The organism is Chryseobacterium sp. 'Rf worker isolate 10', assembly GCF_050753305.1.
Lineage (GTDB): Bacteria > Bacteroidota > Bacteroidia > Flavobacteriales > Weeksellaceae > Chryseobacterium.
On sequence record NZ_JBOZOF010000007.1, the window covers coordinates 86,718 to 112,917 of the forward strand.

Genomic DNA, 26,200 nt, shown 5'->3' on the forward strand with positions numbered 1-26,200 from the left:
AAAAGATAAAAGATAAAAGATAAAAGATAAAAGATAAAAGATAAAAGATAAAAGATAAAAGATAAAAGATAAAAGATAAAAGATGTTGCTTTAAATGTCTGGATTCAATAATTCAATAGGGCTGGGCTTTAGCCCGCCTTTAAAATAATATATAATCATCGGCTTTAGCCAAAACCTAAGATAAGAGTCTTTTCAAGCCAAAACTTCATTATAGATCCAACATTTGTGGCTATCTAATAAAAAATCTGCAGAGCTTTCATCTGCAGATTTCCATTTTTAGATTGAATGTTTATAATTACTATTTGGCAGGAGGTTTCACCACAGAATCCTTTTTGATCTTGATACTGTCAGGATTCGTCATCTTGGTAGCCATGGTATCAGTAGTTGTAGGCGTTACGCTTTTTCGCGCATTGTCTACCTTTGCTGAATCCCTGCTGCTTGTTGACATGGTCGATTCTTTGGTTCCACAGCTCACTGCAAATATTCCTATTCCAACGACTGCTAGCAATAACTTTTTCATACTATTTTTATTTTGGGGTGTTATGTATAAAAAATCAACAATTATTCCTAACAGGGTAAAGGAAGTCGTAAAGTATAGGTAAAATTTGTTAAAAGATGTTAGGTGGCAGGTAGCAGGGATTAGGGTGGGAGAGTTTGGGAGTTAGAGTGGATAAAATAGCCTTTCTAATTATCCGTAGCCTTATATTTTAAACCTCATATCCGCGTCTCGTACCCGAAATTCATCCCACAAAAAAGCCCCGAAACCGAAATTCCGAGGCTGTTAAATCATTTATCAATGATCATTTATCTTTTATTATCCTAGGTATGGATATTTGTAGTTTTTTGGAGAAACAAACGTTTCTTTTACGCTTCTTACGGACGTCCATCTTAGAAGATTCATTTTAGAACCTGCTTTATCGTTGGTTCCTGAAGCTCTACCACCACCGAAAGGCTGTTGACCTACTACGGCACCAGTTGGCTTATCATTGATGTAGAAGTTACCAGATGCATTTTCCAAAGCTTTGTAAGCTTCATTGATAGCATAACGGTCTTGTGAGAATACAGAACCAGTCAATGAATATGGAGAAGATGAATCTACTAATTTAAGGGTCTCTTTCCAGTCTTGATCTTCATACACAAATACAGAAAGGATTGGGCCAAAGATTTCTTCTACCATACTTTCGTATTGAGGATTCGTAGTTTCAATTACTGTTGGGTGTACAAACCATCCTTTAGAATCATCCACTTTTCCTCCGATTGCTACAGTAGCTTCACCGGAAGCATTTGCTCTGTCGATATATCCTTTACATTTCTCGAAAGAATTTTTGTCGATTACAGCATTTACGAAATTAGAAGTATCTTCAGGAGAACCTACTTTAATGGTGCTCATCTGAGCTTCCATTACTTTTTTCACATCAGCCCAAAGAGACTTTGGTACATAAGCTCTTGAAGCCGCAGAACATTTCTGTCCCTGATATTCGAAAGCACCTCTTACCAATGCAGTCGCTACAGCTTCTACGTTAGCAGACGGGTGAGCGATTACAAAGTCTTTACCACCTGTTTCTCCAACAATTCTTGGATATGTTCTGTAGTTATGGATATTATCACCGACCATTTTCCACATTCCCTGGAATACTTTTGTAGACCCTGTAAAGTGAAGACCTGCAAAATCACGGTGAGCCAATACTTTTTCAGCTGTTTCTTTTCCATCTGTAAAGATCATGTTGATAACCCCTGCAGGAAGACCCGCTTCTGTCAATACATCCATGATTACTTTTGCAGAATATACCTGCTTGTCAGAAGGCTTCCAAACCACTACGTTTCCTAGCATCGCCATACAAGTTGGAAGGTTACCGGAAATAGCAGTAAAGTTGAATGGAGTTACCGCAAAGCAGAATCCTTCTAATGGTCTGTACTCAACACGGTTCCAGATTCCGTTGTCAGAAACTGGCTGTTCAGAATACATTTCTGTCATGAACTCTACATTGAATCTTAAGAAGTCGATGAACTCACACGCTGCGTCAATTTCAGCCTGGTGTACATTTTTAGACTGCCCGATCATTGTTGCAGCGTTGATTACATCTCTGTAAGGACCAGCCAAAAGATCAGCTGCCTTTAAGAAAATTGCTGCACGCTGTTCCCAGCCTAGTTCATTCCATTCATTTTTAGCTGCCAATGCCGCATTGATAGCGTCATCCACATGCTGCATACCACCTTGATAGTAAAATCCGAAATCATGTGCATGATCCTGTGGAGACTGAAGCTGTACTTTTGTATCAGTTTTTACTTCTTTTCCGTTGATGATCATTGGGATTTCTACCTTTTCAGCCCACATTTTCTTATAAGTGTCGATAAGGCTTTTAACTTCCGGAGATCCCGGTTCGTATGAATTTACCGGCTCGTTTACCGCTAATGGTACTTGCGAAATTGCTTTTGACATATTACGTTTTATTATTTTATTAAATTTAAATAAGATGCGTATACAAATTTACAATAATTATAAAGAAAGAAAAAATACCGCCCGTTTTTGACAGATAAACTCTAAAATAGACCAGCTAATAATATATCAACTTATTTTGACTGTAAACTTTGTGAAATGTTAACATATTTGGTCTTTTTTTTAGGTTTGAGAAAAAAATACGCTGATTTGCTATAATTATAGGAAATGGGACAATAAAATATTTGTCATACTTTAAAAATAGCTATTAACCACTGTAAATAAGGGATTTGTAGTGTAATGTTAAAATTGTATAAATTCACATTTGTTGCGATTTTGAACATTTTAAATAATTTTTTTGATAGCCGGGGACTGAGGATTGTTCTAATTTTACACCATTATTAACAGGTATGAAAAAAAGAGTCTTATTTTTCTCTTTTGTGATATTTTTCTCAGCGTTGTGTGCAGGTCTTTTTGCACATAAAGGGAAAACTCAACCATACTCTGATATCCTTTCAAAAATTCATCTTCTTCAGCAGAAATCTGATCAGCAGACTCAACCTGAAATGTACAGCTTTTCAGATGTACAGGATGTACAGGATTCCAATGACTGGGAGAAAGTGAAATTTGATTACTCAATACTTGCACAGCAGTGGTTATACTATTTCTTTGCAGGCTATACTTACAATACACAGGTTGCGGCCATTCAAAGCCGTACTTATATTACCGCGCCAAGATACATTCTGTATCATTGCTTGCAGATAGCTGGCTGCTAATCTCTTTTTAACATTTTAATGATCTGTCATGGTTTGTATTCTCGTTAATACAGATCCGTAAGAATCATTCCCATTTTACATTTTTGAACATGTCTATTTGCCTTTATGGAGAGGTGGACCAGATAATGTTTGTCCAATTTTAAATAAAAATATTATGCATTTAACACCGAGAGAAACGGAAAAGCTTATGCTGTTTCTGGCAGGCGAACTCGCTCTGAAAAGAAAAGCAAGAGGCCTAAAATTAAACTATCCTGAATCAATAGCACTCATCAGTCATTTTTTGCTTGAAGGCGCAAGAGACGGGAAAAAGGTAGCTGAACTGATGCAGGAAGGTGCTAATCTTCTTACTAAAGAGGATGTAATGCCTGGCGTGGCAGACATGATCCACGATGTTCAAATAGAAGCAACTTTCCCGGATGGGACGAAGTTGGTAACCGTACACAACCCAATCCGTTAATACCTACTGATTATGATACCAGGAGAAATTTTTGTAAAAGAAGGTACAATTATCTGCAATGAAGGCAGAGAAACTGTAAAAATAAAAGTAACAAACACCGGAGACCGCCCTATTCAGGTAGGTTCACACTTCCATTTTTTTGAAGTTAATAAAGCAATGAGCTTTGACCGCGAAAAAGCTTTCGGAAAGAGACTGAATATTGTAGCAAGTACTGCAGTACGTTTCGAACCGGGAGAAGAAAAAGAAGTGGAACTGGTAGAAATAGGAGGAGCCAAAAAAGCAATGGGCTTCAACAACCTTGTTGACGGACAGGTAGATTCTGAAGAACAGAAAAAAGCAAGCCTTGCAAAAGTTGAAGAATTAAACTTTAAAAATCACTAAGATGAGCTTACACGTAGACAGAAAACAATACGCCAATATATTGGGGCCTACAGCCGGAGATAAAATCAGACTGGGAGACACCGAAATTATTATTGAAATTGAAAAAGATTTCACTCATTACGGAGACGAAGCCGTTTTCGGAGGAGGAAAAACCGTACGTGATGGTATGGGACAGAATGTTACCGCTAAAAGAGACGAAGGTGTTCTGGATCTTTGTATCACAGGAGCCGTAATCATTGATCACTGGGGAATTGTAAAAGGAGATATAGGAATCAAAGACGGCAAGATTGTAGGAATCGGAAAAGCAGGGAATCCTGATACAATGGATGGGGTAACGCCTAATATGATCATTGGTGCTTCAACGGAGGTTCACGGAGGAAAAGGCTATATCGTAACTGCCGGAGGAATTGATACCCACATTCACTATATCTGTCCTCAGCAGATTGAAACATCGCTTTACAGTGGAATTACAACAATGATCGGAGGAGGTACAGGTCCTAATGACGGGACCAATGCTACAACGGTTACGCCGGGGAGATTCAACATGCAGAAAATGCTTGAAGCTGCAGAAGAATATCCTATGAACCTTGGTTTCTTTGGAAAAGGAAACTGCTCGGCAGAAGAACCTATCGAAGAACAGGTGGAAGCAGGTGCTTTGGGAGTAAAAATTCATGAAGACTGGGGAGCAACTCCCGCAACGATTGATGCTGCGCTGAAAGTAGCTGATAAATATGATGTTCAGGTGGCCATCCACACCGATACTCTGAATGAAGGAGGATTCCTGGAAGATACAATGAGAGCGATCAACGGAAGAGTAATTCACACCTTCCACACAGAAGGAGCAGGCGGAGGCCACGCACCAGATATTATTAAAGCAGCAATGTATCCAAACGTGTTGCCAGCATCTACCAACCCTACACGCCCTTACACGGTCAATACAATCGATGAGCATTTAGATATGCTGATGGTTTGCCACCACCTGAGCAAAAACATCCCTGAAGATGTAGCGTTCGCAGATTCGCGTATCCGTCCTGAAACCATTGCAGCAGAAGATATCCTTCATGATATGGGAGTTTTCAGTATCATGAGTTCAGATTCTCAGGCGATGGGAAGACCAGGAGAAGTGATCACCAGAACATGGCAGACAGCAAGTAAAATGAAGGAGCAGAGAGGTGATCTCACTGAAGATAAAGATACTGGAAACGATAACTACCGTGCAAAAAGATATGTGGCTAAATATACCATCAATCCAGCTATTGCACACGGTATTTCAGAATATGTAGGATCTATTGAAGAAGGAAAATTAGCGGATTTGGTGATTTGGAAACCTGCATTATTCGGAGTAAAACCGGAAATGATTGTAAAAGGAGGATTTGTAATTGCTGCTAAAATGGGAGATCCTAATGCATCTATCCCAACGCCTCAGCCTGTTATTTACAGAAATATGTTCGGAGCTCACGGAAAAGCGAAGTTTGGTACTTGTGCGAATTTTGTTTCTCAGATCTCTATAGACAACGGAACAATTGCTTCTTACAAACTGGAAAAAATGATTCTTCCGGTGAAAAACTGCAGAAATATTGGTAAAAAAGACCTTATCCATAATGATAAGACTCCTTTAATTGAAGTGAATCCTGAAAATTACAAAGTAACGGTAGATGGTGAATACATCACTTGTGAACCAGCGGAAACCCTTCCTTTAACACAGCTTTATTACTTGTTCTAAGGATAAACTTAAGCAATAATGAATACAAACCTTATAGGTTTTTGAAACCTATAAGGTTTAATCAAAGCTTATTCAATACAATTTAAAACAATTATAGAACTAAGTATAGAATGAAATATTTAAATAAAGCAGTTTTTTCTCTTGTCATGGCCGGTATCTCAATGCTTTCAGGAAATCTGAGTGCTCAATTTCTGGGCGGGCACAGGCTGAAAAGTGATGAAGATGGGCCAAAAGGGCAGTTTATGGTGTATGGTTCATTAGATTATTCTAAAATTACAACACCGTCAAGCAGCAGCAGTACCGTTTCCAGCGCACCGCTTGGAGTAGGGTATTTCATTAATAATAATGATCTTGTCGGAGTCAATTATGCTTATTCGCAGAATACGGTTGACCATAACGTGGTTTATAAACAAAATGAAGCCGGTATCTGGTACAGCCCTTCAGTAATGCTTGGGAAATACTTTGTATTGATTGGCCAGGTGGATGCTCACTATGTTTGGGGGCAGCAGCTTTCAACAGCAGCAGATGCCATGCAGAATTTTAACGGATTCCGTCTTCGTGCCTATCCTTTGATCGGGATATTACTAGGAGGAGGCTGGGCGCTGAAATTCAAATTTGCAGAGCTATCCATGCTTCAGACCAAAACAAAAGAAGAAGGCTGGACAAAAAGCTATGTAGCAGGAATCAGTGGTTCCACTTTCGGGGTAGGTATCTCCAAAAACTTAGACTTCAGAAAAAAATCTAAAAATGATAATTAATCAAATCATAGGCAATCTCGCTGAAAATCCTTCGGAGAAAACCATAGACTATCTTGATCTGGAATGGTTTGAAACCACCAAAAGAATCCAGCGTAAAAAGACCAGACAGGGAACTGATGTTGCCATCAAATTTCTCAGAGAAGGGCAGCGTTTGCGTGAAGGAGATATTCTTTTTGAGGATGCAGAAAAAATAATTGCGGTAAATGTTCTGGAAACAGAAGCTATCGTGATGTCACCCGCTTCACTGTTGGAAATGGGTACTGTATGTTATGAGATCGGAAACAAACATATTCCGCTTTTCATTCAGAATGATAAAGTATTGCTCCCTTTCGAAATGCCGATGTTCAGATGGCTGGAAGCAAGCGGTTTCAAACCGGAAAAACAATCTGTGAAACTGCTGAATCTTCTTAAATCTAATGTAGAGCCTCACGGACATGGAAGTCTGGGATCAACAATCTTTACAAAAATCTTAAAAATGGCCGCCCCAAAAGATGAATAATATGAACATTAACTTCCTGTCGGGACTGCTTCATCTTGCAGATCCTACACTTCCTATCGGAGGATATACCCATTCCAACGGACTTGAAACATATGTTCAGGAAAGAATTGTACATAATCTGGCAACTGCAAAAGAATTTGTGCAGAATATGCTTCAGTACAATCTTAAATTCAATGATGGTGCTTTTGTAAAACTGGCTTATAAAGCAGCCGAAAAAGGAGACTTAGAGGCATTGATACTTCTTGATAATGAATGTAATGCGATAAAATGTCCGAAAGAAATCCGCCAGGCCAGCCAGAAACTGGGGCTCAGACTGATCAAAATCTTCAAAAGAAGAGACAGTTTCCCTTTTATGGAAGCTTTTGAAAAGGCAGTTCAGAATAAAGAAGCCAATTCTCATTACTGTATCGTATTCGGAGTGTATGCTTATCTAATGAAAATTCCTTTGTATGAAGCTCTTTTAGGGTTCTATTATACTTCGGTTGCCGGAATGATCACGAATGCAGTAAAGCTGGTTCCTCTTGGGCAGCTGGATGGACAGGATATTCTATTCTCACTCTATCCCGTAATGGAAAAAACAGTATGGGAAACCATGGAACTGGACAGAGATATGGTGGGGCTTTGTAATACTGCCTTTGATATTAGATGTATGCAGCATGAAAGACTCTATTCAAGACTTTATATGTCATAAAAAATAAAAATAAAAGACAAAAGGGAGGAAAGGCAAAATGATAAAAGAAGATTGGAAAAGCTAAGGAAGTAAAGAAGCGTAAGACTCAATGAATATGAATGCTTATTAGCCGAATGAAATGCCTTTGCATCCCTTACATTATTCTCAGTTAATAAAAAAACAACGCCCATCGCGTTTAAAAAATCAATTAAAATTTAAAAAAATGGAAAATAGAAAGTATATAAAAGTAGGAGTAGCAGGACCTGTAGGTTCCGGGAAAACGGCATTACTGGAACGGTTAAGCAGAAAATTATTTGGAACCTATGATCTTGGAGTAATTACTAATGATATTTATACCAAAGAAGATGCTGAATTTATGGCAAAAAACAGCCTTCTTCCCCACGACAGAATTATCGGGGTAGAAACAGGAGGATGCCCTCACACCGCTATTCGTGAAGATGCAAGTATGAACCTTGAAGCAGTAGATGAGCTGGCAGCCCGTTTCCCGGAGATCGAACTGGTTCTTATCGAAAGTGGAGGAGATAATCTTTCTGCGACATTCAGTCCGGACCTTGCAGATGTTACCATTTTCATCATCGACGTAGCAGAAGGAGAAAAAATTCCTAGAAAAGGAGGTCCCGGTATTACAAGGTCAGATTTATTGATCATCAATAAAATTGACCTTGCTCCTTACGTTGGAGCCAGCCTTGAAGTAATGGAAAATGATGCCAGAAGAATGAGAAAAGGAAATCCTTTCGTGTTCACAAACCTTAAAACAGATGAAGGACTGGATAAAGTAATAGGTTGGATTAAAAAATATGCCCTTCTGGAAGAGATTGAAGAACCGAACTTAGTAAGATAAATGGATAGTCGTTTAAATATAATTGCAGGATTCAAGGGAGGAGAATCCTATGTGAAAGACCTTTATGTCTCGCTTCCTTTCAGAGTAGTTTCTGTAGGACAGCGGAAAAGTGACAAAAAGCTCTATCAGATGGTGATGAGCTCCTCTCCGGGAATTCTGGATGGAGACCATTACCATTTGGATGTTACCCTCGAAAAAGGATCTGCCCTTCAGCTGCAGTCACAATCTTATCAGAGGCTTTTCAATATGAAAGATAAAGCGCTTCAGGAGCTGAATGTCTCTATGGAAGACGAAACTTCTTTCGCCTATGTTCCTCATCCTATAGTTCCCCATGAAGATTCCAATTTTAAGAGCAAAGCGAATATTCATATCGGGAAAAACAGTCAGATCATCATCAGTGAGATCATTACCTGCGGGCGAAAACATTATGGCGAGGTTTTTAAATTAAAACGTTTTCAGAATGTGATGGAAATCTATCATAACAACAAACTAGTTGTGAAAGATAACGTTCTGATTCAGCCTGACATGATTCCGATCAGCAGCATTGGAAACCTGGAGCAGTATACCCATCAGGGAACCCTGATTTTCTACAGTACAAAGGAAAATGTAGACAAAAACGGATTGATAGAAGAGATCGTTGAGGCTGCAACGCAACATCATGAAGAAATAGAAGTAGGAGTTTCTGCCATGGAAGACAATGGTTTTGTAGTAAGAGCTTTGGGGCATGGAGGAGAAATGATGTACAATTTCTTCCTGCATATTCAGGAAATCCTTTGGTCTTTAGAATAAAAATTAAAATGATTCTTTATTTAAGTTACAGAGAAAATATTCAATAGAGGCGGGCTTTAGCCCGCAATACTAAAAGATACGCTTCCATTGGCTTTAGCCAAAACTTAATAGAGAACAACAATAGATAAATAGAAAATGGACAGTACAGTTTGGGCGCTTCTTTTGAGTGCCGTTTCAATAAGTTTTATACATACCGCTTCAGGGCCAGATCATTATCTGCCATTTATTGTGATCTCAAAATCCAAAAAATGGAGCGGAATGAAAACAGCTATATTAACGGTTGTCTGCGGATTTGGACATGTGTTCAGTTCCCTGATCTTAGGTTTTATCGGGGTTTTTCTCGGATGGCAGCTGAATAAAATCTCCTGGTTTCAGGATATCAGAGGAAATTTTTCAGGATGGGCTCTGCTGATCTTTGGAGGAGTTTACCTGATATATGGTCTTATTCAGGCAATCAGAAACAAACCGCATAAGCATTTTGATGTAATGGGTGATGATGTGTATGTATATGAACATAATCACAGTGAAGTGGTAATGCCTCAAAAAAGAATAAAAGTAACGCCGCTTGTACTTTTCATGATTTTCGTAATGGGGCCGAGTGAACCTTTGATACCTTTACTATTTTATTCAGGAGTGAAACATTCCATGTCTGAAATTGCAGTACTGGTAACTTCGTTCACTATAACTACAGTGCTGACAATGCTCGGAATGGTACTTCTGGGACGTTACGGATATTCAACATTATTCAATACAGAAAAACTGGAAAGATATATGGGTGTGGTAAGCGGAGCAGTGGTAACTGTTTGCGGTGTCGGAATGGTCTTTCTTGGCTGGTAAACGAGTTTCCGGTTTCGAGATTCGAGAGGGAGAGTTTGAGAGTTTGAAGGTTGAAGAAAGAATTGAAGCTGAAAAATGATGAATTTTCCATCTCGTATCTAATCCTTGTACCTCGCACTCCGAAACTTGCATCTCGAAACCCGAAACCCGCATTTTGCATCTAGTACAATATTTCACCTTACATCATTAATAAATTAAAAAAACTATGGACGAATTTTTCAAAAAGCTACCCTTTATAGACAATGTTTTAAAAGGAATCGGGCAGATCATGCTTCAGGAAAACAGATGGACCGGGCTTTTGTTTCTTATAGGAATCTTTATGGGAAGCTGGCAGTGTGGAGTTGCTGTACTGCTTTCAACAGCAGCCGGAACTTTTACTGCAATGAAGCTTAATTATGACAAATCTGAAATCAATGCCGGGCTTTACGGTTTCAGTGCAGCTCTTGTAGGAGTAGCATTGGCATTTCTTTTCGAAACTACGGCATTGATCTGGATTTTAATACTATTAGGCGGAGCATTGGCAGCTGTTATTCAGCATTTCTTTATCCAGAAGAAAATTCCGGTGTTTACTTTTCCTTTCATCATTATTACATGGGTATTAGTATTTACACTGCATCATTTTACCCATATTCCGCCTTCTGTGATGTTGAGCAGTGAAGTGGTTCCTTCAGAATATGATGACTTTCTTACCTGTACCAATGGTTTTGGGGAAGTAATATTTCAGGGAGGGATAGTTTCAGGAATTATTTTCTTCCTGGCTGTTTTCATCAGCTCTCCGGTAGCCGCTTTATATGGATTAGCAGCCTCTATTTTGGGTGCAGGATTATCACAATTGAACGGAGAACCCATCAAAGAAATCCACATGGGGTTATTTGGCTTTAATGCGGTGCTTTCAGCTATCGTTTTTTCCGGTGTCAAAAAAACAGACGGTTTATGGGTACTGATCGCAGTTCTTATCACTATTGCTATTGATGATTTTTTAATAGACAATCATTGCCTGGATATTGTGGGTGGAGTATTTACTTTCCCATTTGTAGCCGGAACGTGGATTACCCTTTTAATTCAGAAAGCATTTCTTAAAGCAAAAGTATAGCGTTTTAAGTGAGAAGATAGAATAGTCCAATGTTTAAGATTTGAATCTTAAAGTTTTTCCACAAATGATTGATAATTCCCTTAACTAACTTCTCGCTTCTAACCTCGAAAATACATATTAAATTAAAATATAACTAAACAAAAAATGAAAATAACAAGAATAGCGGCTGTATTTCTGGTCATGACATTCAGTGGAAAAACAATGGCACAGGAAGCAGAAAAACAGTTGCTGATAAAAGATGCAGATGACAAATTCCCCATTGCAGATGTTTTGGTGAAATACGACCACGGAAACAGCCATACCCATACAGGAACAGACGGTACATTTGCCATTCCTGTAAAATCCCTTCCTGATACCCTTGTGATCAGCCGTCAGGGATATGATGAGGTAAAATGGGTGGTGACCAATGATGAAGATAAAAATAAAGTTATTTTTTTACAGCATAAGCCCTTTCAGATTTCTGAAGTAGCCATCAATCACAGCTCGTTTTTATCAGCCATTACAAAGGTTGATCTGAATAAATTTCCGGTCAGCTCAGCGCAGGATCTGTTGAGAAAAGTTCCGGGATTATTTATTGCACAGCATGCGGGAGGAGGAAAAGCAGAACAGCTTTTTTTAAGAGGATTTGATGCCGATCACGGTACTGATGTAAGCGTAAATGTAGACGGAATGCCAGTGAACATCGTTTCTCACGCCCATGGTCAGGGATATTCTGATCTACACTTTGTAATTCCTGAAACTGTTAATAATATAGATTTTGGAAAAGGGGTCTATTATATGGATCGTGGAGACTTTAACACCGCAGGATATGTAGATTTTCAGACGTATAATGGTTTAAAAAACAGTATGATTAAGCTGGAAGGAGGTTCATTCAATTCAAAAAGAGTCTTGGGAATGTTCAATATTCTGCATGATGATCTGGGGCGGAAAAATGCCTATATAGCCGCAGAATACAACTATACAGACGGACCTTTCGATGTAAAACAGAATTTTAACAGAGTCAATATCTTTGGAAAATACAATCAATGGCTTACTGATAAAGATTATTTCAACATCCAGTTTTCAACATTCAATTCTTCATGGAATGCTTCCGGACAGATTCCGGAACGTGCCGTAGACGAAGGAATCATTGGCAGATGGGGAAGCATAGATCCTACAGAAGGCGGAAAAACTTCCAGAACAAATCTGCAGATGAACTTCAAGCATATTATTTCTCCTTCCGAGCAGATTGATGCCATGGCTTTCTATTCAAGATACAATTTCAACCTGTATTCTGATTTTACCTTTAATTTAAAAGATAAGGATCATGGTGATGAAATTCAGCAGACTGACGGAAGAAATATCTATGGAGCCGAAGTGAAATATGCAAAGACTTTTTCCTTTGCTAACAGTTCCTTAAACTGGACTTCAGGAATTGGATTAAGAAATGATGACATCAATACTTTACAGCTTAATCACGTTTATCACAGAGACCTTCTGCTTGACAGATTATCAGATGTTACGGGAACGGAAACGAATCTTCATGCCTATTCAGGCCTGATATGGAAAATAGGAAAATGGACCATCAATCCTGCTTTGAGGGTGGATCATTTTATTTTTAATATGCACAATCTGCTGGATGTGGAACAACTGCCATCCGGACAGTCAAAAGAAGCAACAAGACTGAGTCCAAAATTGAATTTCTCCTACGCTCAGAATGACAATGTAATGTGGTTCCTGAAAACAGGGATGGGCTTCCATTCCAATGACCTGAGAGTAGTAGTTCCCAATAAAAATGAAAATACGCTTCCATACTCTATTGGCGCGGATTTCGGGGTACGATTACATCCATTCAAATCCTTGATTATTACTCCGGCATTATGGTATATGGATCTTCAGCAGGAATTTGTGTATGTAGGAGATGATGCAGTGGTAGAGCCTTCCGGGAAATCAAGACGTTTCGGGGCGGATCTTGGAGTTCGCTTCCAGCCATTGGAAAACTTTTATCTGAATGCAGATATCAATTATTCCCATGCAAGATTTACCGGAGAAGAAAAAGGACAGGACTATGTTCCGCTGGCTCCGGTAGTCACCAGCACAGGATCTGTAAACTGGGATTTCCTGAATGGCTTTTCTTTAGGCCTTCAGTACAGATATCTGGGAGCAAGACCTGCTGTAGAAGATAACAGCATCAGAACCAAAGCCTATTTTGTAAATGATCTTATGCTTTCCTATAACCGTCAGAAATGGGGAGCAAATGTTCAGCTGAATAACCTTTTCAATGTAAAATGGAATGAAGCCCAGTTTGCAACAGAAACGCAGTTAAAAGGAGAAGCAGAACCTATTACAGATCTTACGTATACACCGGGAAGTCCTTTTGGAGTGAGAGTAGGTGTGTATTATAAGTTCTAAGTAGGAGAGTAAGAGAGTAAAAGGGTGAGAGAGTGGGAGAGTATAAGGGTTGGAGGATAAACGAGATTCTGGTTTCGTGACTAGTCTTTCACCTTTTTCCTTCCTTACTTTTTGCTTTAAAAATATTTTGTATAACTTTAAATAATCATAACAAGGATATGGAAGTACTATCCAATTTTCAATATAAAAAGCTTTTTCTTCCGAATATTACGGATAAGACATTAGCCAACAATGCTGATATACAGCTGTATCGGATAGAAAATTATCTTAAAGGCATTCTGATGCCGGTGATTCCATATCGTACAACGTTCAATTTTATTATTTTCGTTACCAACGGCCATATCAGACAGTATCTTGAAAATAAAGAATATCATGCTGAAAAAGGAGGCGTAATCTTTATAAAACAAGGCACAATCACTGCAACCGTTGAGTTATCAGATGATATTGAAGGCTTCTTCCTCGCTTATGAGAATAATATCCTGTCTGAACAAGAACTGCCAAAACATAAAAGCAGTATCTTTTTCATGACTCCATTCCTGAATCTTGACAGCCTGACCTACGGAACCATTACACAGCTTCTCCCGATAATGGAGCAGGAATTGTGGTTGAATAATTTGAATATCAATGATATAGTAGTTACGATGCTTCATCTTATTTTAATCAAAATGCTGAGCACAGACTCGGATGCCCATCACAAGTCTGCGACACGGCCTATGGAACTGTCTCTTCAGTTTCGGGATCTTTTGTTTAAATACCATGTGGTGGAAAAAAGGGTGGCTTTTTATGCGGATAAACTGTCCGTAACAGAAAGCTATCTGAATAAATGTGTAAAAGGTGTAACTCAGAAGTCGCCAAAACAGTGGATCAATGAAATTGATATCAATTACAGCAAAGCATTACTTCATTCCAGTAAAGATATTGCAGAGATTGCTTACGAACTGAATTTTCATACGGCCTCCCATTTTACCCAGCTTTTCAAAAAAATTGCAGGAATTACCCCAAAGGAATACAGAACGCAGTTTTTGAATAATAGTAGAATATCTGTGTAGTAATAAGGCTGGAGGCGGGATGTCAGATGCTGGAGGTCTTGAAACAGGTTAAACAAAATGAGTTGAAAGTTCAGAAGTTGTTTTTAAGAGTTTCAGAACTTCCATCTCCCAGCTTCCATTCTCTTACATCCTCTCATTTTCCAGAATATTCAGCACCAGCTTTTCTTCTTTTGTAAGATCAGCTTTTCCGTCATTTTCTTCTATGACTTCCAGTTCGTCAAGGTATTTTTTGATGGTATTGTTTTCATAAAGATTAATAACTAAAGGATGAACGTAATACTTTCTACATACAGCCGTAGTATTTCCCAGGTTTTCGGCAACGATGTCAAGAGCCTCTTTTATTTTCTTTTTACTCTGAGTATCATTTTCGGCATACCCGATTTCTTTAAAAGCAATCAGGGCACCCACAGTTCCGGACCATGTTCTGAAATCCTTGGCCGTAAAATCTTCACCGCTTATTTCTTTAATATAATCATTTACCATCCCCGAATCTATAGAATGTCGGTTGCCTTCATCATCAAGATACTGAAAAAGCTCTTTTCCCGGAATATCCTTACATTTCTGAACCAGCCTGGCCAGCCTTTGGCTTCTAAGATCAACATGATGCATAACCCCTTTTTTACCTTTAAAAGAGAACGTTATTTTTTGTCCTTTTACTTTTACATGTTTATCCTTCAAAGTCGTTAAGCCAAAAGAACCGTACAGTTTTTCGTAAATAGAATTACCAATACGGATGTTGGTTCTTTGCATGAGGCTTACAATTAAGGCCAGAATTTTTCGCTTCTCGAAATTTCTTAATGCAAGATCCTGTTCTATATGCAGCCGCATTTCCGGTAACGCGTACCCGAACTGAAGCATTCTGTAAAATTTTGTGTGATTTCTTAAAGCAGTCCAGAGAGGGTGATAACGATACTGCTTTCTTTGTTTTACATCAAAACCCGTAGCCTGAAGATGCCCGTTGTCAAGAGCACAGATCCATACATTTTCCCAGGCAGGCGGAAGTACCAGGCTGTTGATTCTTGTAATTTCTTCCTTATCTTTTATTTTTTCACCGTCTTTATAATAGGAATAGTTCTTTCCTGTTTTTTTACGGGTAATTCCGTTGGTTTCTGCATCGGTGGTATATACGAGATGTACCGCCTTTGCAGAAGCTTCCGGATCCTTCATTATTTTAACAATTTTTGAAGGCTTAAGGTGAGAAATGATTTCCAAATCTGTATTCTTCTCCATAAGCATGGTTAAGAGTTTTTACCCTTCGAAAATATCAGTAAAAGAATCCCTACTATTACACAGACTAAGATAATTCCCCACCACATCCCTGCTTTAAAAATCGTTTCTACTGCTTCACAACTTGTTAGTGTCAATAAACTGAATATTGCAATACTGTAAAAGGTCCACTTTTTCATAGGTATGTATTTTGTTGGTGTGTTAGATTCTGAGACGGTCAGCTCTCCATTTTTTGATAGACCTTTTAATTTCATCTCCTGAGATGTTTTCATGAAGTGCTCTGTATAAAAGCTCTTTGAACTCATCATCATAGGTAAATCTCAATGCAGCAATCTGATCGAATTTCAGTTTTTCAGCAACTTCATCAGATCTTTTATTGAAAATCTCGAAATAACGCTGTTTAAATTCCAGGACAACCATCCGGTTTTGAAGTCCCAGAGCATAATGCTGCCTTGTCATAAATGCCAGATAAAAAAGCAAGAAAATAACAATAGAAAACAGGATCCAGGCCAACTGATTTTCCGGGTCACCCCAGATTTTATAAACTCCTAAAATCTCCAAGATGATGAGCAAAGGAAGATAGACAAAATGATGTGGCGGATAAAATTTTCTGTGGTTATTGTAGTTTTGCTGTTTCATGAAGTAAAATGTAGCAATAATCTTTCCAAAAATTTATTATTTTGATAATGTGGTAGTTTTTTATACTATAAAATGGTTTGTTTTGTGAAATATGTTTAAAGGTTTGATTTTTTAAGGTTCCTTTAAAAATAACGGAATATTGAGCAAAATTGCAGGTAAATTTAGGCTTCAGACATCAAATTTTTTGTAACTTTCGGTGGTTAAAAATAAAAAGAATGACTTCAAAGGAAAAAGTGGCTGCGCTTCGTGAAGAAATGCAGAAAAATAATGTTGATGCATTTATAGTATATTCTGCAGACCCGCATATGAGCGAATACCTTCCTGAAGAATGGCAGGAGAGAGCCTGGCTGTCAGGTTTCTTAGGTTCTGCCGGTTTTGTGGTAGTAACCAAAGGCAAAGCCGGACTTTGGACAGACGGAAGATACTTTACACAAGCTGCTATCGAACTGGATGGTTCCGGAATCGACCTTTTCAAGGATGGAATGGAAGGAACTCCTAATTATATCGACTGGATTATTTCAGAAATTCCTTCAGGCGGTAAAGTGGCAGTGAATGCTGTTGCCGCATCTAATGCCAATTGGGAACTGCTTTCTCAAAAATTTAATTCAAAAAATATTACGCTGGCAGATGTTCCGCTTTTAAAAGAAGTCTGGAAAGACAGAGGAACTCCATCTGCTAATCCTATTTTCGTACACCCTGTAGAAAGAGCAGGTAAATCTGTATCTGATAAAATTGCTGCGATCCGTCAGAAAATGGAAGAGCAGGAAGCTACCGTACACATTATATCAAGTCTGGATGATGTGGCATGGACACTGAACCTGAGAGGAAGTGATGTAGAAAGTAATCCTGTATTTTTAGGATATATTGTAATTACTAAAAATGATGCTGTCCTATTCACGGGATTAGAAAAAATGGAAGTAGGAGCAAGAAAACAAATGGATGATTCCTTTGTAAAAATGATGCCTTACGAAGAATTCTACAACTACCTGAAGACCTTCAAAAACGAAAAAGTACTCGTTTCTCCAAACAGCAACCAACAGATTTTTGAAACCTTAAAAGCAGACAACGAGTTTATCAAAGCTCCGGTGCCGGGTAACCTGATGAAAGCCCAGAAAAATGGAGCTGAGCTGGAAGGTTTCAGAACCGTAATGGTAAGAGACGGAGTTGCGATGGTAAAATTCCTTTATTGGTTAACGCACAATGCAGGAAAAGAAGCCATGAATGAATATTCTATCGGACAAAAACTGAAAGGATTCCGTGCAGAGGGTGAAAATTTTGTGGGGGAAAGTTTCGGATCCATCGTAGGATATAAAGATAACGGTGCTATTATGCACTATTCTGCCAAAAAAGAAGGAAGCAAAGAAGTGACCAATGAGGAAACAATCCTGGTAGATTCAGGAGGTCAGTACCTTGAAGGAACTACAGATATTACAAGAACTTTTGCTCTAGGAACACCTTCGGAAGAGTTTAAAAGAAACTCAACATTGGTATTACAGGGATTGATCCGTTTATCAATGGTGAAATTCCCGAAAGGAACAAAAGGTGTACACCTTGACGCTATTGCAAGACTTCCGCTATGGATGGAAGGTAAAGATTTCAATCACGGAACAGGACATGGTGTAGGAAGTTTCATGAATGTACATGAAGGGCCGCAAAACATCAGGAAAGATCTGAACCCTCAGGAACTTCTTCCGGGAATGGTATGTTCCAACGAACCTGGATACTATCTTGAAGGGCATTATGGAATTCGTCATGAAAACCTGATTGCTGTAAAAGAATCAGAAAAAACAATTCATGGAACATTCTATGAATTTGAAACATTGACATTCTGCCCGTTCTTTAAAGATACTGTGGTAAAAGAAATCCTTTCAGAAAGCGAAATCGCATGGCTGAACGGTTACCACAAAACCTGTGAAGAAAAACTTGCTCCTCATTTGGACGGAGAAGTTAAAGAATGGTTCCTGCAATTGGTAAGCCCTCTTTAATAAAAATTCAAAGGTAAAAGTAAATGATAATCATAACTTTAAACCTTGAACTTTAAATAGTAAACTGAATATTGTTAGATAAACCAAAGTCCTGTAAGGTAATTTCCTTCAGGGCTTTTCTTTTTATACAACCGTATTTTTACGGATATAATTCTAGGGATTCCACTGATGCATAAAAAACAGGGTTGACCTATCTTTGTTACAACAAAACATCATTCATATCTTCATAAATAACTCAAGTAAATTCAAAACGGTAGATCATCTCGTCCTGAGATGATTTTTTTTGTTTTCAATTGAAATTTATCAATATGCTCCTACTTAAAAAGTGGTTGCCCCAAAAGTGTCATTCTGAACACAGACTAAAAGTCTGCGAACGTAGTTCATAATGTAGTGAAGAATCTTATAATTCTGGTTATTTATGAGATTCTTCCTTCGTCAGAATGACAAAAACCAAGTTAGAATTCTATAAAAATGAAAACTCTGTGTTTACAAAGAAGTATTTTATTTATTTTCGCTGAAACTTATTTGATATCATGGAACGTGACTATTTTCGAAGCTTTAATCTGTTTTCAGAAGATGAAATTGAAGATTTTCTACAGCTTTTTGAAATCCGAAAGCTGAATAAAAACGACTATTTCGTACAGGAAGGTGAACGCTGCAGAGAAGTAGCGTTTATCAACTCCGGGATTTTCCGGTCTTTCTATACCTCGGATGATGGGAAAGATATGACCTATTGTTTTAAGTTTCCGAACACTATGATTGCTGCTTATTCATCATTTATTTCAGGATGTCTCAGTAAAGAAAGCATTCAGGCGATCACCGATGTAGAACTGCTGATCCTCAAAAAAGAAAAAATGGATATTCTTGTTCAGGATGCTTTGAACTGGACTCAATTTTTAAAAATCATTGCAGAACAGGAATATCTTGAACTTGAAAATAGGTTTTTTCAGCTTCAAAGGGACACAGCCACTCAACGATATGCTGCACTTATTAAAAATTATCCGGATTATATTCAGAAAATTCCACTGCAGTATTTATCATCTTATCTGGGAATCACACAACGTCACTTAAGCCGTATCAGAAAGGAAATTTCTTTTTAGACATTTGTCCTGCTCATTGAAATAAGAGGGCTCTACTTTTGTCAAAAAAAGTTATGGAGCAAAATATTTTAATTATTGGAGGAAACGGATTAGTTGGAAAAACAATTTCCCGCATCCTGAAATCAAGAAATCCTCATCTTACTGTTTTTATCGGAGGAAGAAAAGGAGGGAAAACGGATAAAGACCTGAAGATTGATGTTACAGATCCTTCTTCTTTTAAAATTATCTCAGACAAAAAAATACATCTTATCATTCTTTCTGTGAATGATAAAGAAGACCATGTACTTCGCTTTGCTATTGATCATCAGATAGATTATCTGGATATTACAAAACCTACCCCCGCTTTGGTTAAAGCCTATGATATTGCCGGAAAATTAGAAGTAAACAGCAGAATTGTCTTCAGTTCAGGTTGGATGGGCGGAATCGTCCCCGGCTTAGTTAATACCTTGTCTGATTCAGGGGATATTAATGAAGCAAAACTCTTTGTCTATTATTCTGTGAAAGATCAGGCAGGAGAGAGCTCTGCCCATTTTATGGCAGAAAACGTGGCGGTTCCTTTTGTGCATTATAAGAATGACAAACCTGTTTCTATCAGGCATTTCCTGGATACCGAAACCTTTAATTTTTCTTATGGAATCGGGAAGAGAAGTGCTTATAATTTTGATGTGCCCGATCTGTATATTCTCAACAAAGTAGAAAGAATTTCTGATGTGAGTGTGAAAATGACCTACAATTCAAAATTCATTACCTGGCTGCTCGGATCATTTCAATATCTGAGAATCTACAATATTTTATCTTTAAAAGAAAGAAAAATGATTTTTGGATCCAGTGGAAACGGTGATCAGGCTGTCTTTGAAATAGTAGTTGATGATCAGTCCGGGCAAAAGAAACTGAGTCTGCAGAGTTTAAAAGGACAGGCAGAACTCACCGCTTTATCTGCCGTTCTGCACACCGAAGAACTCCTGAGAACTCCTCACGAAAATCAGGTGTATTTCAGTCATCAGCTGCATGAGCCTTTATCATTAATGGCGCAGCTTAATGCTTATGATTCCATAAACATCAATATCACACAATGAAAAAAATAGCCATTATCAACGGACATCCCAATAAAGATTCCTTCAATTTTGGGATAGTAGAAGCTTACAGACTGGGTGCAGTGGAAGCAGGAACAGAAGTAAAAGAAATTGTGATAAGGGATTTAAATTTCAATCCCAACTTACAGTTTGGATACCAGAAAAGAATGGAACTTGGGCCGGATTTGATGAAAGCTTGGGAAATTATTCAGTGGGCAGATCATTTGGTGTGGGTGCATCCTGTTTGGTGGGGAGGGTTTCCAGCCCTGATGAAAGGATTCATAGACCGGCTTTTTTTACCCGGAATGGCTTATAAATACCGTGAAAATTCTGTATGGTGGGATAAACTTTTAAAAGGGAAAACAGCCCATATCATTACGACTTTAGATCAGCCGGGATGGTATTACCGTCTTTTTTTTGGCAGGCCCAGTGTGAATCAGCTTAGAAAATCCATATTGGAATATTGTGGTGTAAAGCCCGTTAAGGTTACTTACATAGGTATTATCCGGAATTCTAAGGATGAACAGCGGACTCAATGGCTGAGAAAAGTAAGGGAATTAGGAAAGAAACTGAAATAATCTGTATGGCATTTTAGGATACAGAATAATGATAACTTTATCCGGTAATAATGGGTTTCTATTACCTGATAAAGTTTCATTATTCAAGGGAAAAACTTTTTTTTCTCCATTTTTACAGTCCTTTTTTACCCTCAATCCAATACGCTTGTGATTTTATACGCTTTGGCGAAACCCCTCTGGCTTTAAGGAATTTTCTGATCAATGACATCCGTTCCCCGTTTCCGGTAAGATAAAAAACCACTTCATCATCAGAGATGGTCTCTTTTTCTTCTTTCAGAAAATCATTCAAAGCTTCAATCATTCTCATGGTATTGTTTTTAGGGCTGTAGTAACCATATAAATTCAGCTTTTCTAACGCAGAACATTCCTCTAATTCATGAAGACAGATGAATGAGGAGCCGGATTCCTCTACTGCTTCTTTAATCGAAATAGAACTTCCTAAAGAAGTTTCATCTCCCACAGAAAAATGAATTCTGGCATCAGGAGTAAAGAATTGTTTTCCTCTGGGCATTAAAAGTTTGATGGAATCTCCCTTAGTCAGTTGAGTTACAAAATGACTTCCGGCAGCAGACGCGTCATGAAGATGAAATAAAACATCAAAAGTTCCGGCATCCCTGTTGAAATTGAAAGGAGAATAATTCCTGAAATCCCGGTCATTGATTCTTATTCCTATGGCGTAGGCAGGTTCATACTGAACATCCTGTAAATCCGTTTCGAAACGTATGCGGCAAAGATCATCTGTGATTTTTTCTATATGGCTAACGGTACATTCTTTAAATTTTGAGGACCAAACATTTTCTACAGTGTCATTGATCCATTTTGGCAGGCTTGGCATAAATCATTTTTATTGCAAAGGACGTTGCAAAATCAGAAAATACCGATAGCGGTTTCGGGGAATTAATTGGACTATTCGTGGTTGGGTGTCTATTGGTGTTGATTCCTGAATTCCGAGGGAGATTGATCTTCCAGTTTTGAAAATAAACGACTGAAATAGGTGTGGTCACTGTATCCCAGTTCATAAGCCACTTCTTTTACACTCAAATTGGTAAAAACCAGTAATCTTTTGGCTTCAATTAAAATTTCCTGATGAATCCAATGCTGTGCAGGCTTTCCAGTTATTTCACGAACGGCTTCAGTCAGATATCCTCTGGTGATATTTAAAACTTCTGCATATTCAGATGGACTTTTCATGGTTTTAAAATCTTTTCGAACCAAGATTCTGAATGCTCTTGACAGTTGTAGAGCACGGCTTTCACCCGAAGGTGGAGAAATGTTTTTCTGAGAATACGTCAGGGCAAACATTCCGAGGAAGGCATTAAGCAGTGACTGTACAACCAGAAATCCTTCTTTAGTGGAAAGCATTTCGTTAGTATAGGAAGCGTGAAGGATACTTGCTGTTGTATTGAGTTTTTTGACAAGGCTTTTATCCATCGGAAGTGGCTGTATCTCACCCAAAGATTCATCAAAAAAAGAACGTACCGAATCAGGAACAAGTTCTGCTTTCACAGCAACAAACCATCCGCACACCTCTTTCATTAAAAGTCCCTGATGTACCTGCCCCGGCAATACACAGAAAATAGTGGAATCTTTGGCTTCAATTGTTTTAAAATCGACCATCATTCTTACATGACCGCTTTCCATACAGGTGAAAATATAATGACTGTCCCGGTGTATTCCTTTGTCCAAAAGGATATCCTCTGCACCTTCAGTCCGCTTATCCATTCTTTTGATATGGAACTGATGATGGGTAATACCATTTAAATCATACGTGGGAATTGTCTGTTTCATCTTTTAAGCCTGTTGTGATGAGGATAATACGCAACGGTAAAATTACGTATTTTCACGGTTTTACATCCGGAATATTAATCTCAAATTCGCGGTGCATAACCATGATGCTTTCTTCAAGTCAGATTTTATATGAATATACACCGGAATTCGGAACAGAAAGAAACCTGTTCCGGATTTTATTTTGCTTTTGAAAATGCCATTTTTATTGCTAAATAGGTTAACACGCTGGCCATAAACCATTTCTGAACTTTTATCCAGACCGGATTATTAGAAAAGAATAAGGCAACTCTTGCAGCTGTTAATACAATGATAAAGTTGATGCTGAAGCTGATCAGAACCTGAATGACCCCAAGTTCCAGGCTTTGGGTGAATACGGAACCGTACTCAGGTTTGATGAACTGAGGAAAGAAAGACAAGTAGAAGACTGCTACTTTCGGATTCAATACATTTGTTAAAAAACCAATGGTGAAAAGCTTTTTGGGACTGTCGTGAGCCGCATTTTTGTCAACGTCAAAAATATTTCTGCTTTTCGGTTTTATAGCCTGATACGCCAGATATAAGAGATAAACAGTTCCCAATGTTTTAAGAACAGTATAGGCGAGTGGAACAGCCAGTAAGACGGCTGTAAGACCAAAGGAAACCATGATGATATGGAATAAAAATCCGCATACGACTCCGGCTAATGAGATAAATCCAGACTTTTTCCCCTGTGTAATGGATTTTGAAATCAGATAAATCATATTGGGGCCAGGGCTGATGACTAAAATGAGTGCAGCCAGAATGAAAAATATAAGCTCGTGGAATGGAATCATGACAGTACTTATTTAAATGAGAAGGTTTCCGGTGCAAAGATACGGGGTGTTTCTGGTTTAATTTTATCAGAAACAGAAGAAAAATTCATTTTTATTCAATTAAATTTTATTTTCCACCTGAATGTGATTTAAAAATAAATACCAGTCTGTTTTTTTTGTAAATTTCAACACATAAAATAATTATCATTCACAAATAAATATTATCATGACTACTGAAAACATCTTTGAAGCTATCAGAAAATGGAAAAATCTTATTGATTCTTACAAAAACGGAATTGACAGGAATGGAGCAGAAATTTTGAATTATTTGAATCAGGGAACTCACTTCAGCGTTTCAGGTGAAGAAATTGAACAATGGAAAAAAAATCTTGAAACCGCAGAACCCAAAATGATTCATGCTTATGTAGGTATTCATGAAGGGCAGCTGAAATTTTTCCTGATTGATTCTAAAAGTGATAAAGATGCCAACTTCAATACCATCCTTATCAAAGATTTTTTACGTGATTTTAGTGAATCAAAAATAGAAAGCAGCAATGATATTGTGATAGATGTTCCTCCCATTACTGCAGAATCTGCCATTAACCGCAATTTCAGATGGAATATGTTTGGGACTTCATGGCTGCAGTCTCAGAAAACAGAAGATATCTTTCAGTTGATTTCCATACCGTTTTCAGATTATAAAAATATGGAGATTACAGGAGCGCAGACTTGTACCAGTTTCTTCGGACTTACAGATGATCTGGAAAAAAAAGATCCGGATTTCCCTTATCATATTGAAATTATTACGGTGAAAAGCCTTGCCATTAATCATATGAGTGAGACCGCAGAAAATTATTCTACCCCAAGACCTCCTTTTACCATTATTGATACTCTTAATGATTATCAACTTCTGAAGCAAAGCACCAGTGTTTTCGTATAACAGTTTATCCCTGTATCTGCAGATTATTATTAATCTCGTTTTATGTACAGGGCTGATTATATTGGTAAAAGAAGGGATAAAATCAAAACTTCCTGTGGTTGTGCTTCTTTCAGGAGAATTCATGCTGGAGTTGTCTGATTTGGCCGGACGGCTGATGAAATTAAATACATTCAATATCTACAATTATACATTGAGCCAGTTTTTTGGTTTGATGATTCTTACGGTGATCTATAGCAATTACTATATCCAGCTTTCCCGTGAGGTAAAATGGATGATCTATTGCTATGCAATATTAACCCTGATTACGAACGTGCTGTATGTACAAAATGATATGCAGGTTACCTTTTATTCCAATATTATTACCAGCATTATTATTTGTAGTTATGCGGCTTCCTATTTTATGAAAATCATTAGGGAAGGCAGGGCAGATAGAGATATGTTTATTGTGAACATCATTGTTTTCCTGTTTTTTTCTATTGAATGTCTCATATCCACTACCTTTAATTTTTTAATCAGCAACCACCTGAATTGGGTAGCCCCTATCTGGCTTTTCAGAGGCATCCTGCTCTTGTCTTTTTATATTTCTTTTATTAATCTGGGATGTGGCGTTGGGAAAATCAGGATCAGATAGTTGTATGGATATGGATCGGTATTGGGCTATTTTCTTTAACAACTTTATTCATTACGTTATTGGTTATTAGTTATTTAAAAAACATCAGAAAAAACAAACAGAAAGTCTCCCGGCTGGTCCGGAATTCAAAAAATGAACATTGGGAGAATATGCTGCTTTTACAGGAACAGGATAGGGAACGCCTGGCAGAAGAACTTCATGATAATATCATCTCACAGCTGAATCTCATCCGTCTGAATCTTAATGATAAAAATCCCGAAGAGCTTAATCGTGATTTAAAAAAATCGATGCAGCTGATACGGGAATTATCCCATAATCTTACACCACCTGATCTTGATGAGATTGAACTGGCAGATTTAATTGCAGATTATCTTGAACAGGTTAATAAAAATGTAGAGGTAATTTTCCGGCATATCACTATACAAATACCCATCAGCAGCCCTGTGAAACTAAATCTCTTCAGAATTGTACAGGAACTGATCACCAATATTCTGAAACATGCTGAAGCTACGAGAGTGGATGTATCCCTAAGGATATCCCTGAACTATCTGATGCTGACGATAGAAGATAACGGGCGGGGTTTTATCGTAGAAACTCATTCCGGAGGTATTGGTCTGAGGAATATTCAGTCAAGAGCACAAAAAATTAAAGCAATTTATAAACTTAAAACCCAGCCTGAAAAAGGCACCAAATTCATTGCCTGTATGGCAATACAATAAAAATAAA

At 38.0% G+C, this 26,200-nt stretch carries 28 protein-coding genes; 20 read left to right on the forward strand and 8 right to left on the reverse strand.

What is annotated here, in order from left to right; all coding sequences use genetic code 11:
* Positions 1–298: 298 nt before the first annotated feature.
* Both LKL37_RS22100 and pruA read right to left on the reverse strand, forming a co-directional pair.
* Positions 299–520: a cytochrome C551 gene (locus LKL37_RS22100; protein ID WP_431612411.1), complete on the reverse strand. Its 222-nt coding sequence runs from the start codon at positions 518–520 to the stop codon at positions 299–301.
* 294 nt (positions 521–814) lie between these two features.
* On the reverse strand, positions 815–2,440 hold the full coding sequence (gene pruA / locus LKL37_RS22105) for an L-glutamate gamma-semialdehyde dehydrogenase (protein WP_431612410.1): 1,626 nt from the start codon (positions 2,438–2,440) through the stop codon (positions 815–817).
* Between the two features lie 407 nt (positions 2,441–2,847).
* Here pruA and LKL37_RS22110 point away from each other — a divergent pair, with 407 nt between their 5' ends.
* The 13 genes from LKL37_RS22110 to LKL37_RS22170 all read left to right on the forward strand — a co-directional run bounded on the left by LKL37_RS22110 (position 2,848) and on the right by LKL37_RS22170 (position 14,722).
* A complete protein-coding gene (locus LKL37_RS22110; RefSeq protein WP_431612409.1) occupies positions 2,848–3,213 on the forward strand; it encodes a hypothetical protein in 366 nt (121 codons plus the stop codon).
* 154 nt (positions 3,214–3,367) lie between these two features.
* Positions 3,368–3,670 (forward strand): urease subunit gamma, encoded by a 303-nt coding sequence (gene ureA / locus LKL37_RS22115; RefSeq protein WP_065398656.1) that lies wholly within the window; start codon positions 3,368–3,370, stop codon positions 3,668–3,670.
* A gap of 12 nt (positions 3,671–3,682) precedes the next feature.
* A complete protein-coding gene (gene ureB / locus LKL37_RS22120; RefSeq protein WP_431612408.1) occupies positions 3,683–4,051 on the forward strand; it encodes an urease subunit beta in 369 nt (122 codons plus the stop codon).
* A 1-nt stretch (position 4,052) separates the two neighbouring features.
* Entirely contained in the window at positions 4,053–5,774 is a 1,722-nt protein-coding gene (ureC, locus tag LKL37_RS22125; protein WP_431612407.1) for an urease subunit alpha, read from the forward strand.
* 110 nt (positions 5,775–5,884) lie between these two features.
* Complete coding sequence (locus LKL37_RS22130; protein WP_431612406.1) at positions 5,885–6,532, forward strand: hypothetical protein; 648 nt, start codon at positions 5,885–5,887, stop codon at positions 6,530–6,532.
* Positions 6,522–7,031, forward strand: a complete 510-nt coding sequence (ureE, locus tag LKL37_RS22135; protein ID WP_431612405.1) for an urease accessory protein UreE — start codon at positions 6,522–6,524, stop codon at positions 7,029–7,031. The genes LKL37_RS22130 and ureE overlap by 11 nt, the downstream gene beginning before the upstream one ends.
* A 1-nt stretch (position 7,032) precedes the next feature.
* The gene (locus LKL37_RS22140) at positions 7,033–7,722 is read left to right on the forward strand and encodes an urease accessory protein UreF (protein WP_431612404.1); all 690 of its coding nucleotides are present in this window, start codon (positions 7,033–7,035) and stop codon (positions 7,720–7,722) included.
* A 202-nt stretch (positions 7,723–7,924) separates the two neighbouring features.
* Positions 7,925–8,563, forward strand: a complete 639-nt coding sequence (gene ureG / locus LKL37_RS22145) for an urease accessory protein UreG (RefSeq protein WP_047094673.1) — start codon at positions 7,925–7,927, stop codon at positions 8,561–8,563.
* Complete coding sequence (locus LKL37_RS22150) at positions 8,564–9,352, forward strand: urease accessory protein UreD (protein WP_431612403.1); 789 nt, start codon at positions 8,564–8,566, stop codon at positions 9,350–9,352.
* Positions 9,353–9,487: 135 nt separating this feature from the next.
* Entirely contained in the window at positions 9,488–10,189 is a 702-nt protein-coding gene (locus LKL37_RS22155; protein ID WP_431612402.1) for a hypothetical protein, read from the forward strand.
* Between the two features lie 205 nt (positions 10,190–10,394).
* Positions 10,395–11,282 (forward strand): urea transporter, encoded by an 888-nt coding sequence (locus LKL37_RS22160; RefSeq protein ID WP_431612401.1) that lies wholly within the window; start codon positions 10,395–10,397, stop codon positions 11,280–11,282.
* Between the two features lie 144 nt (positions 11,283–11,426).
* Positions 11,427–13,673 carry a TonB-dependent receptor gene (locus LKL37_RS22165; RefSeq protein ID WP_431612400.1) on the forward strand — a complete coding sequence of 749 codons (2,247 nt, stop codon included), beginning with the start codon at positions 11,427–11,429 and terminating at the stop codon, positions 13,671–13,673.
* Between the two features lie 158 nt (positions 13,674–13,831).
* Positions 13,832–14,722, forward strand: coding sequence for a helix-turn-helix domain-containing protein (locus LKL37_RS22170; protein WP_431612399.1), 891 nt, complete (start codon positions 13,832–13,834; stop codon positions 14,720–14,722).
* Between the two features lie 123 nt (positions 14,723–14,845).
* Here the strand turns inward: LKL37_RS22170 and LKL37_RS22175 are convergent, their stop codons facing one another.
* From LKL37_RS22175 to LKL37_RS22185, 3 genes are read right to left on the reverse strand one after another with little or no spacing between them, the layout of a single operon-like run.
* On the reverse strand, positions 14,846–15,952 hold the full coding sequence (locus tag LKL37_RS22175; protein WP_431612398.1) for a DNA topoisomerase IB: 1,107 nt from the start codon (positions 15,950–15,952) through the stop codon (positions 14,846–14,848).
* Positions 15,953–15,960: 8 nt separating this feature from the next.
* Entirely contained in the window at positions 15,961–16,128 is a 168-nt protein-coding gene (locus LKL37_RS22180) for a phosphatidate cytidylyltransferase (RefSeq protein ID WP_105703723.1), read from the reverse strand.
* 22 nt (positions 16,129–16,150) lie between these two features.
* Positions 16,151–16,588 (reverse strand): DUF6526 family protein, encoded by a 438-nt coding sequence (locus LKL37_RS22185; RefSeq protein WP_431612397.1) that lies wholly within the window; start codon positions 16,586–16,588, stop codon positions 16,151–16,153.
* A 215-nt stretch (positions 16,589–16,803) separates the two neighbouring features.
* On the opposite strand from LKL37_RS22185, the gene LKL37_RS22190 reads away from it, so the two are divergent.
* The 4 genes from LKL37_RS22190 (at position 16,804) to LKL37_RS22205 (ending at position 21,324) form a co-directional block, all read left to right on the forward strand.
* Entirely contained in the window at positions 16,804–18,573 is a 1,770-nt protein-coding gene (locus LKL37_RS22190; protein WP_431612396.1) for an aminopeptidase P family N-terminal domain-containing protein, read from the forward strand.
* Between the two features lie 533 nt (positions 18,574–19,106).
* Entirely contained in the window at positions 19,107–19,673 is a 567-nt protein-coding gene (locus LKL37_RS22195; RefSeq protein ID WP_431612395.1) for a Crp/Fnr family transcriptional regulator, read from the forward strand.
* A 53-nt stretch (positions 19,674–19,726) separates the two neighbouring features.
* A complete protein-coding gene (locus LKL37_RS22200; RefSeq protein ID WP_431612394.1) occupies positions 19,727–20,749 on the forward strand; it encodes a saccharopine dehydrogenase in 1,023 nt (340 codons plus the stop codon).
* Positions 20,746–21,324, forward strand: coding sequence for an NAD(P)H-dependent oxidoreductase (locus LKL37_RS22205; protein WP_431612393.1), 579 nt, complete (start codon positions 20,746–20,748; stop codon positions 21,322–21,324). The genes LKL37_RS22200 and LKL37_RS22205 overlap by 4 nt, the downstream gene beginning before the upstream one ends.
* A 112-nt stretch (positions 21,325–21,436) precedes the next feature.
* Here the strand turns inward: LKL37_RS22205 and LKL37_RS22210 are convergent, their stop codons facing one another.
* From LKL37_RS22210 to LKL37_RS22220, 3 genes are all read right to left on the reverse strand, one after another.
* The gene (locus LKL37_RS22210) at positions 21,437–22,159 is read right to left on the reverse strand and encodes a siderophore-interacting protein (protein WP_431612392.1); all 723 of its coding nucleotides are present in this window, start codon (positions 22,157–22,159) and stop codon (positions 21,437–21,439) included.
* 89 nt (positions 22,160–22,248) lie between these two features.
* On the reverse strand, positions 22,249–23,112 hold the full coding sequence (locus LKL37_RS22215) for a helix-turn-helix domain-containing protein (RefSeq protein WP_431612391.1): 864 nt from the start codon (positions 23,110–23,112) through the stop codon (positions 22,249–22,251).
* Positions 23,113–23,288: 176 nt separating this feature from the next.
* Positions 23,289–23,924 (reverse strand): LysE family translocator, encoded by a 636-nt coding sequence (locus LKL37_RS22220; RefSeq protein ID WP_431612390.1) that lies wholly within the window; start codon positions 23,922–23,924, stop codon positions 23,289–23,291.
* Positions 23,925–24,129: 205 nt separating this feature from the next.
* On the opposite strand from LKL37_RS22220, the gene LKL37_RS22225 reads away from it, so the two are divergent.
* The 3 genes from LKL37_RS22225 to LKL37_RS22235 are packed head-to-tail and all read left to right on the forward strand — an operon-like array spanning position 24,130 to position 26,193.
* Positions 24,130–24,843 (forward strand): hypothetical protein, encoded by a 714-nt coding sequence (locus LKL37_RS22225; protein ID WP_431612389.1) that lies wholly within the window; start codon positions 24,130–24,132, stop codon positions 24,841–24,843.
* Positions 24,830–25,474 (forward strand): hypothetical protein, encoded by a 645-nt coding sequence (locus tag LKL37_RS22230; RefSeq protein ID WP_431612388.1) that lies wholly within the window; start codon positions 24,830–24,832, stop codon positions 25,472–25,474. The genes LKL37_RS22225 and LKL37_RS22230 overlap by 14 nt, the downstream gene beginning before the upstream one ends.
* Entirely contained in the window at positions 25,444–26,193 is a 750-nt protein-coding gene (locus LKL37_RS22235) for a sensor histidine kinase (protein ID WP_431612387.1), read from the forward strand. The genes LKL37_RS22230 and LKL37_RS22235 overlap by 31 nt, the downstream gene beginning before the upstream one ends.
* Positions 26,194–26,200 lie beyond the last annotated feature (7 nt).

Bases quoted from the DNA above. Each gene is read 5' to 3' on its own strand.
- LKL37_RS22200 (WP_431612394.1), top strand. From the start codon at position 19,727: ATGGAGCAAAATATTTTAATTATTGGAGGAAACGGATTAGTTGGAAAA.
- ureG (WP_047094673.1), top strand. From the start codon at position 7,925: ATGGAAAATAGAAAGTATATAAAAGTAGGAGTAGCAGGACCTGTAGGT.
- LKL37_RS22180 (WP_105703723.1), bottom strand. From the start codon at position 16,128: ATGAAAAAGTGGACCTTTTACAGTATTGCAATATTCAGTTTATTGACA.
- LKL37_RS22185 (WP_431612397.1), bottom strand. From the start codon at position 16,588: ATGAAACAGCAAAACTACAATAACCACAGAAAATTTTATCCGCCACAT.
- LKL37_RS22130 (WP_431612406.1), top strand. From the start codon at position 5,885: ATGAAATATTTAAATAAAGCAGTTTTTTCTCTTGTCATGGCCGGTATC.
- LKL37_RS22100 (WP_431612411.1), bottom strand. From the start codon at position 520: ATGAAAAAGTTATTGCTAGCAGTCGTTGGAATAGGAATATTTGCAGTG.
- ureC (WP_431612407.1), top strand. From the start codon at position 4,053: ATGAGCTTACACGTAGACAGAAAACAATACGCCAATATATTGGGGCCT.
- LKL37_RS22170 (WP_431612399.1), top strand. From the start codon at position 13,832: ATGGAAGTACTATCCAATTTTCAATATAAAAAGCTTTTTCTTCCGAAT.
- ureA (WP_065398656.1), top strand. From the start codon at position 3,368: ATGCATTTAACACCGAGAGAAACGGAAAAGCTTATGCTGTTTCTGGCA.
- LKL37_RS22140 (WP_431612404.1), top strand. From the start codon at position 7,033: ATGAACATTAACTTCCTGTCGGGACTGCTTCATCTTGCAGATCCTACA.
- ureB (WP_431612408.1), top strand. From the start codon at position 3,683: ATGATACCAGGAGAAATTTTTGTAAAAGAAGGTACAATTATCTGCAAT.
- LKL37_RS22195 (WP_431612395.1), top strand. From the start codon at position 19,107: ATGGAACGTGACTATTTTCGAAGCTTTAATCTGTTTTCAGAAGATGAA.
- LKL37_RS22225 (WP_431612389.1), top strand. From the start codon at position 24,130: ATGACTACTGAAAACATCTTTGAAGCTATCAGAAAATGGAAAAATCTT.
- LKL37_RS22235 (WP_431612387.1), top strand. From the start codon at position 25,444: ATGTGGCGTTGGGAAAATCAGGATCAGATAGTTGTATGGATATGGATC.
- LKL37_RS22210 (WP_431612392.1), bottom strand. From the start codon at position 22,159: ATGCCAAGCCTGCCAAAATGGATCAATGACACTGTAGAAAATGTTTGG.
- LKL37_RS22190 (WP_431612396.1), top strand. From the start codon at position 16,804: ATGACTTCAAAGGAAAAAGTGGCTGCGCTTCGTGAAGAAATGCAGAAA.
- LKL37_RS22165 (WP_431612400.1), top strand. From the start codon at position 11,427: ATGAAAATAACAAGAATAGCGGCTGTATTTCTGGTCATGACATTCAGT.
- LKL37_RS22175 (WP_431612398.1), bottom strand. From the start codon at position 15,952: ATGGAGAAGAATACAGATTTGGAAATCATTTCTCACCTTAAGCCTTCA.
- LKL37_RS22220 (WP_431612390.1), bottom strand. From the start codon at position 23,924: ATGATTCCATTCCACGAGCTTATATTTTTCATTCTGGCTGCACTCATT.
- LKL37_RS22110 (WP_431612409.1), top strand. From the start codon at position 2,848: ATGAAAAAAAGAGTCTTATTTTTCTCTTTTGTGATATTTTTCTCAGCG.
- LKL37_RS22215 (WP_431612391.1), bottom strand. From the start codon at position 23,112: ATGAAACAGACAATTCCCACGTATGATTTAAATGGTATTACCCATCAT.
- LKL37_RS22205 (WP_431612393.1), top strand. From the start codon at position 20,746: ATGAAAAAAATAGCCATTATCAACGGACATCCCAATAAAGATTCCTTC.
- LKL37_RS22155 (WP_431612402.1), top strand. From the start codon at position 9,488: ATGGACAGTACAGTTTGGGCGCTTCTTTTGAGTGCCGTTTCAATAAGT.
- LKL37_RS22160 (WP_431612401.1), top strand. From the start codon at position 10,395: ATGGACGAATTTTTCAAAAAGCTACCCTTTATAGACAATGTTTTAAAA.
- ureE (WP_431612405.1), top strand. From the start codon at position 6,522: ATGATAATTAATCAAATCATAGGCAATCTCGCTGAAAATCCTTCGGAG.
- pruA (WP_431612410.1), bottom strand. From the start codon at position 2,440: ATGTCAAAAGCAATTTCGCAAGTACCATTAGCGGTAAACGAGCCGGTA.
- LKL37_RS22150 (WP_431612403.1), top strand. From the start codon at position 8,564: ATGGATAGTCGTTTAAATATAATTGCAGGATTCAAGGGAGGAGAATCC.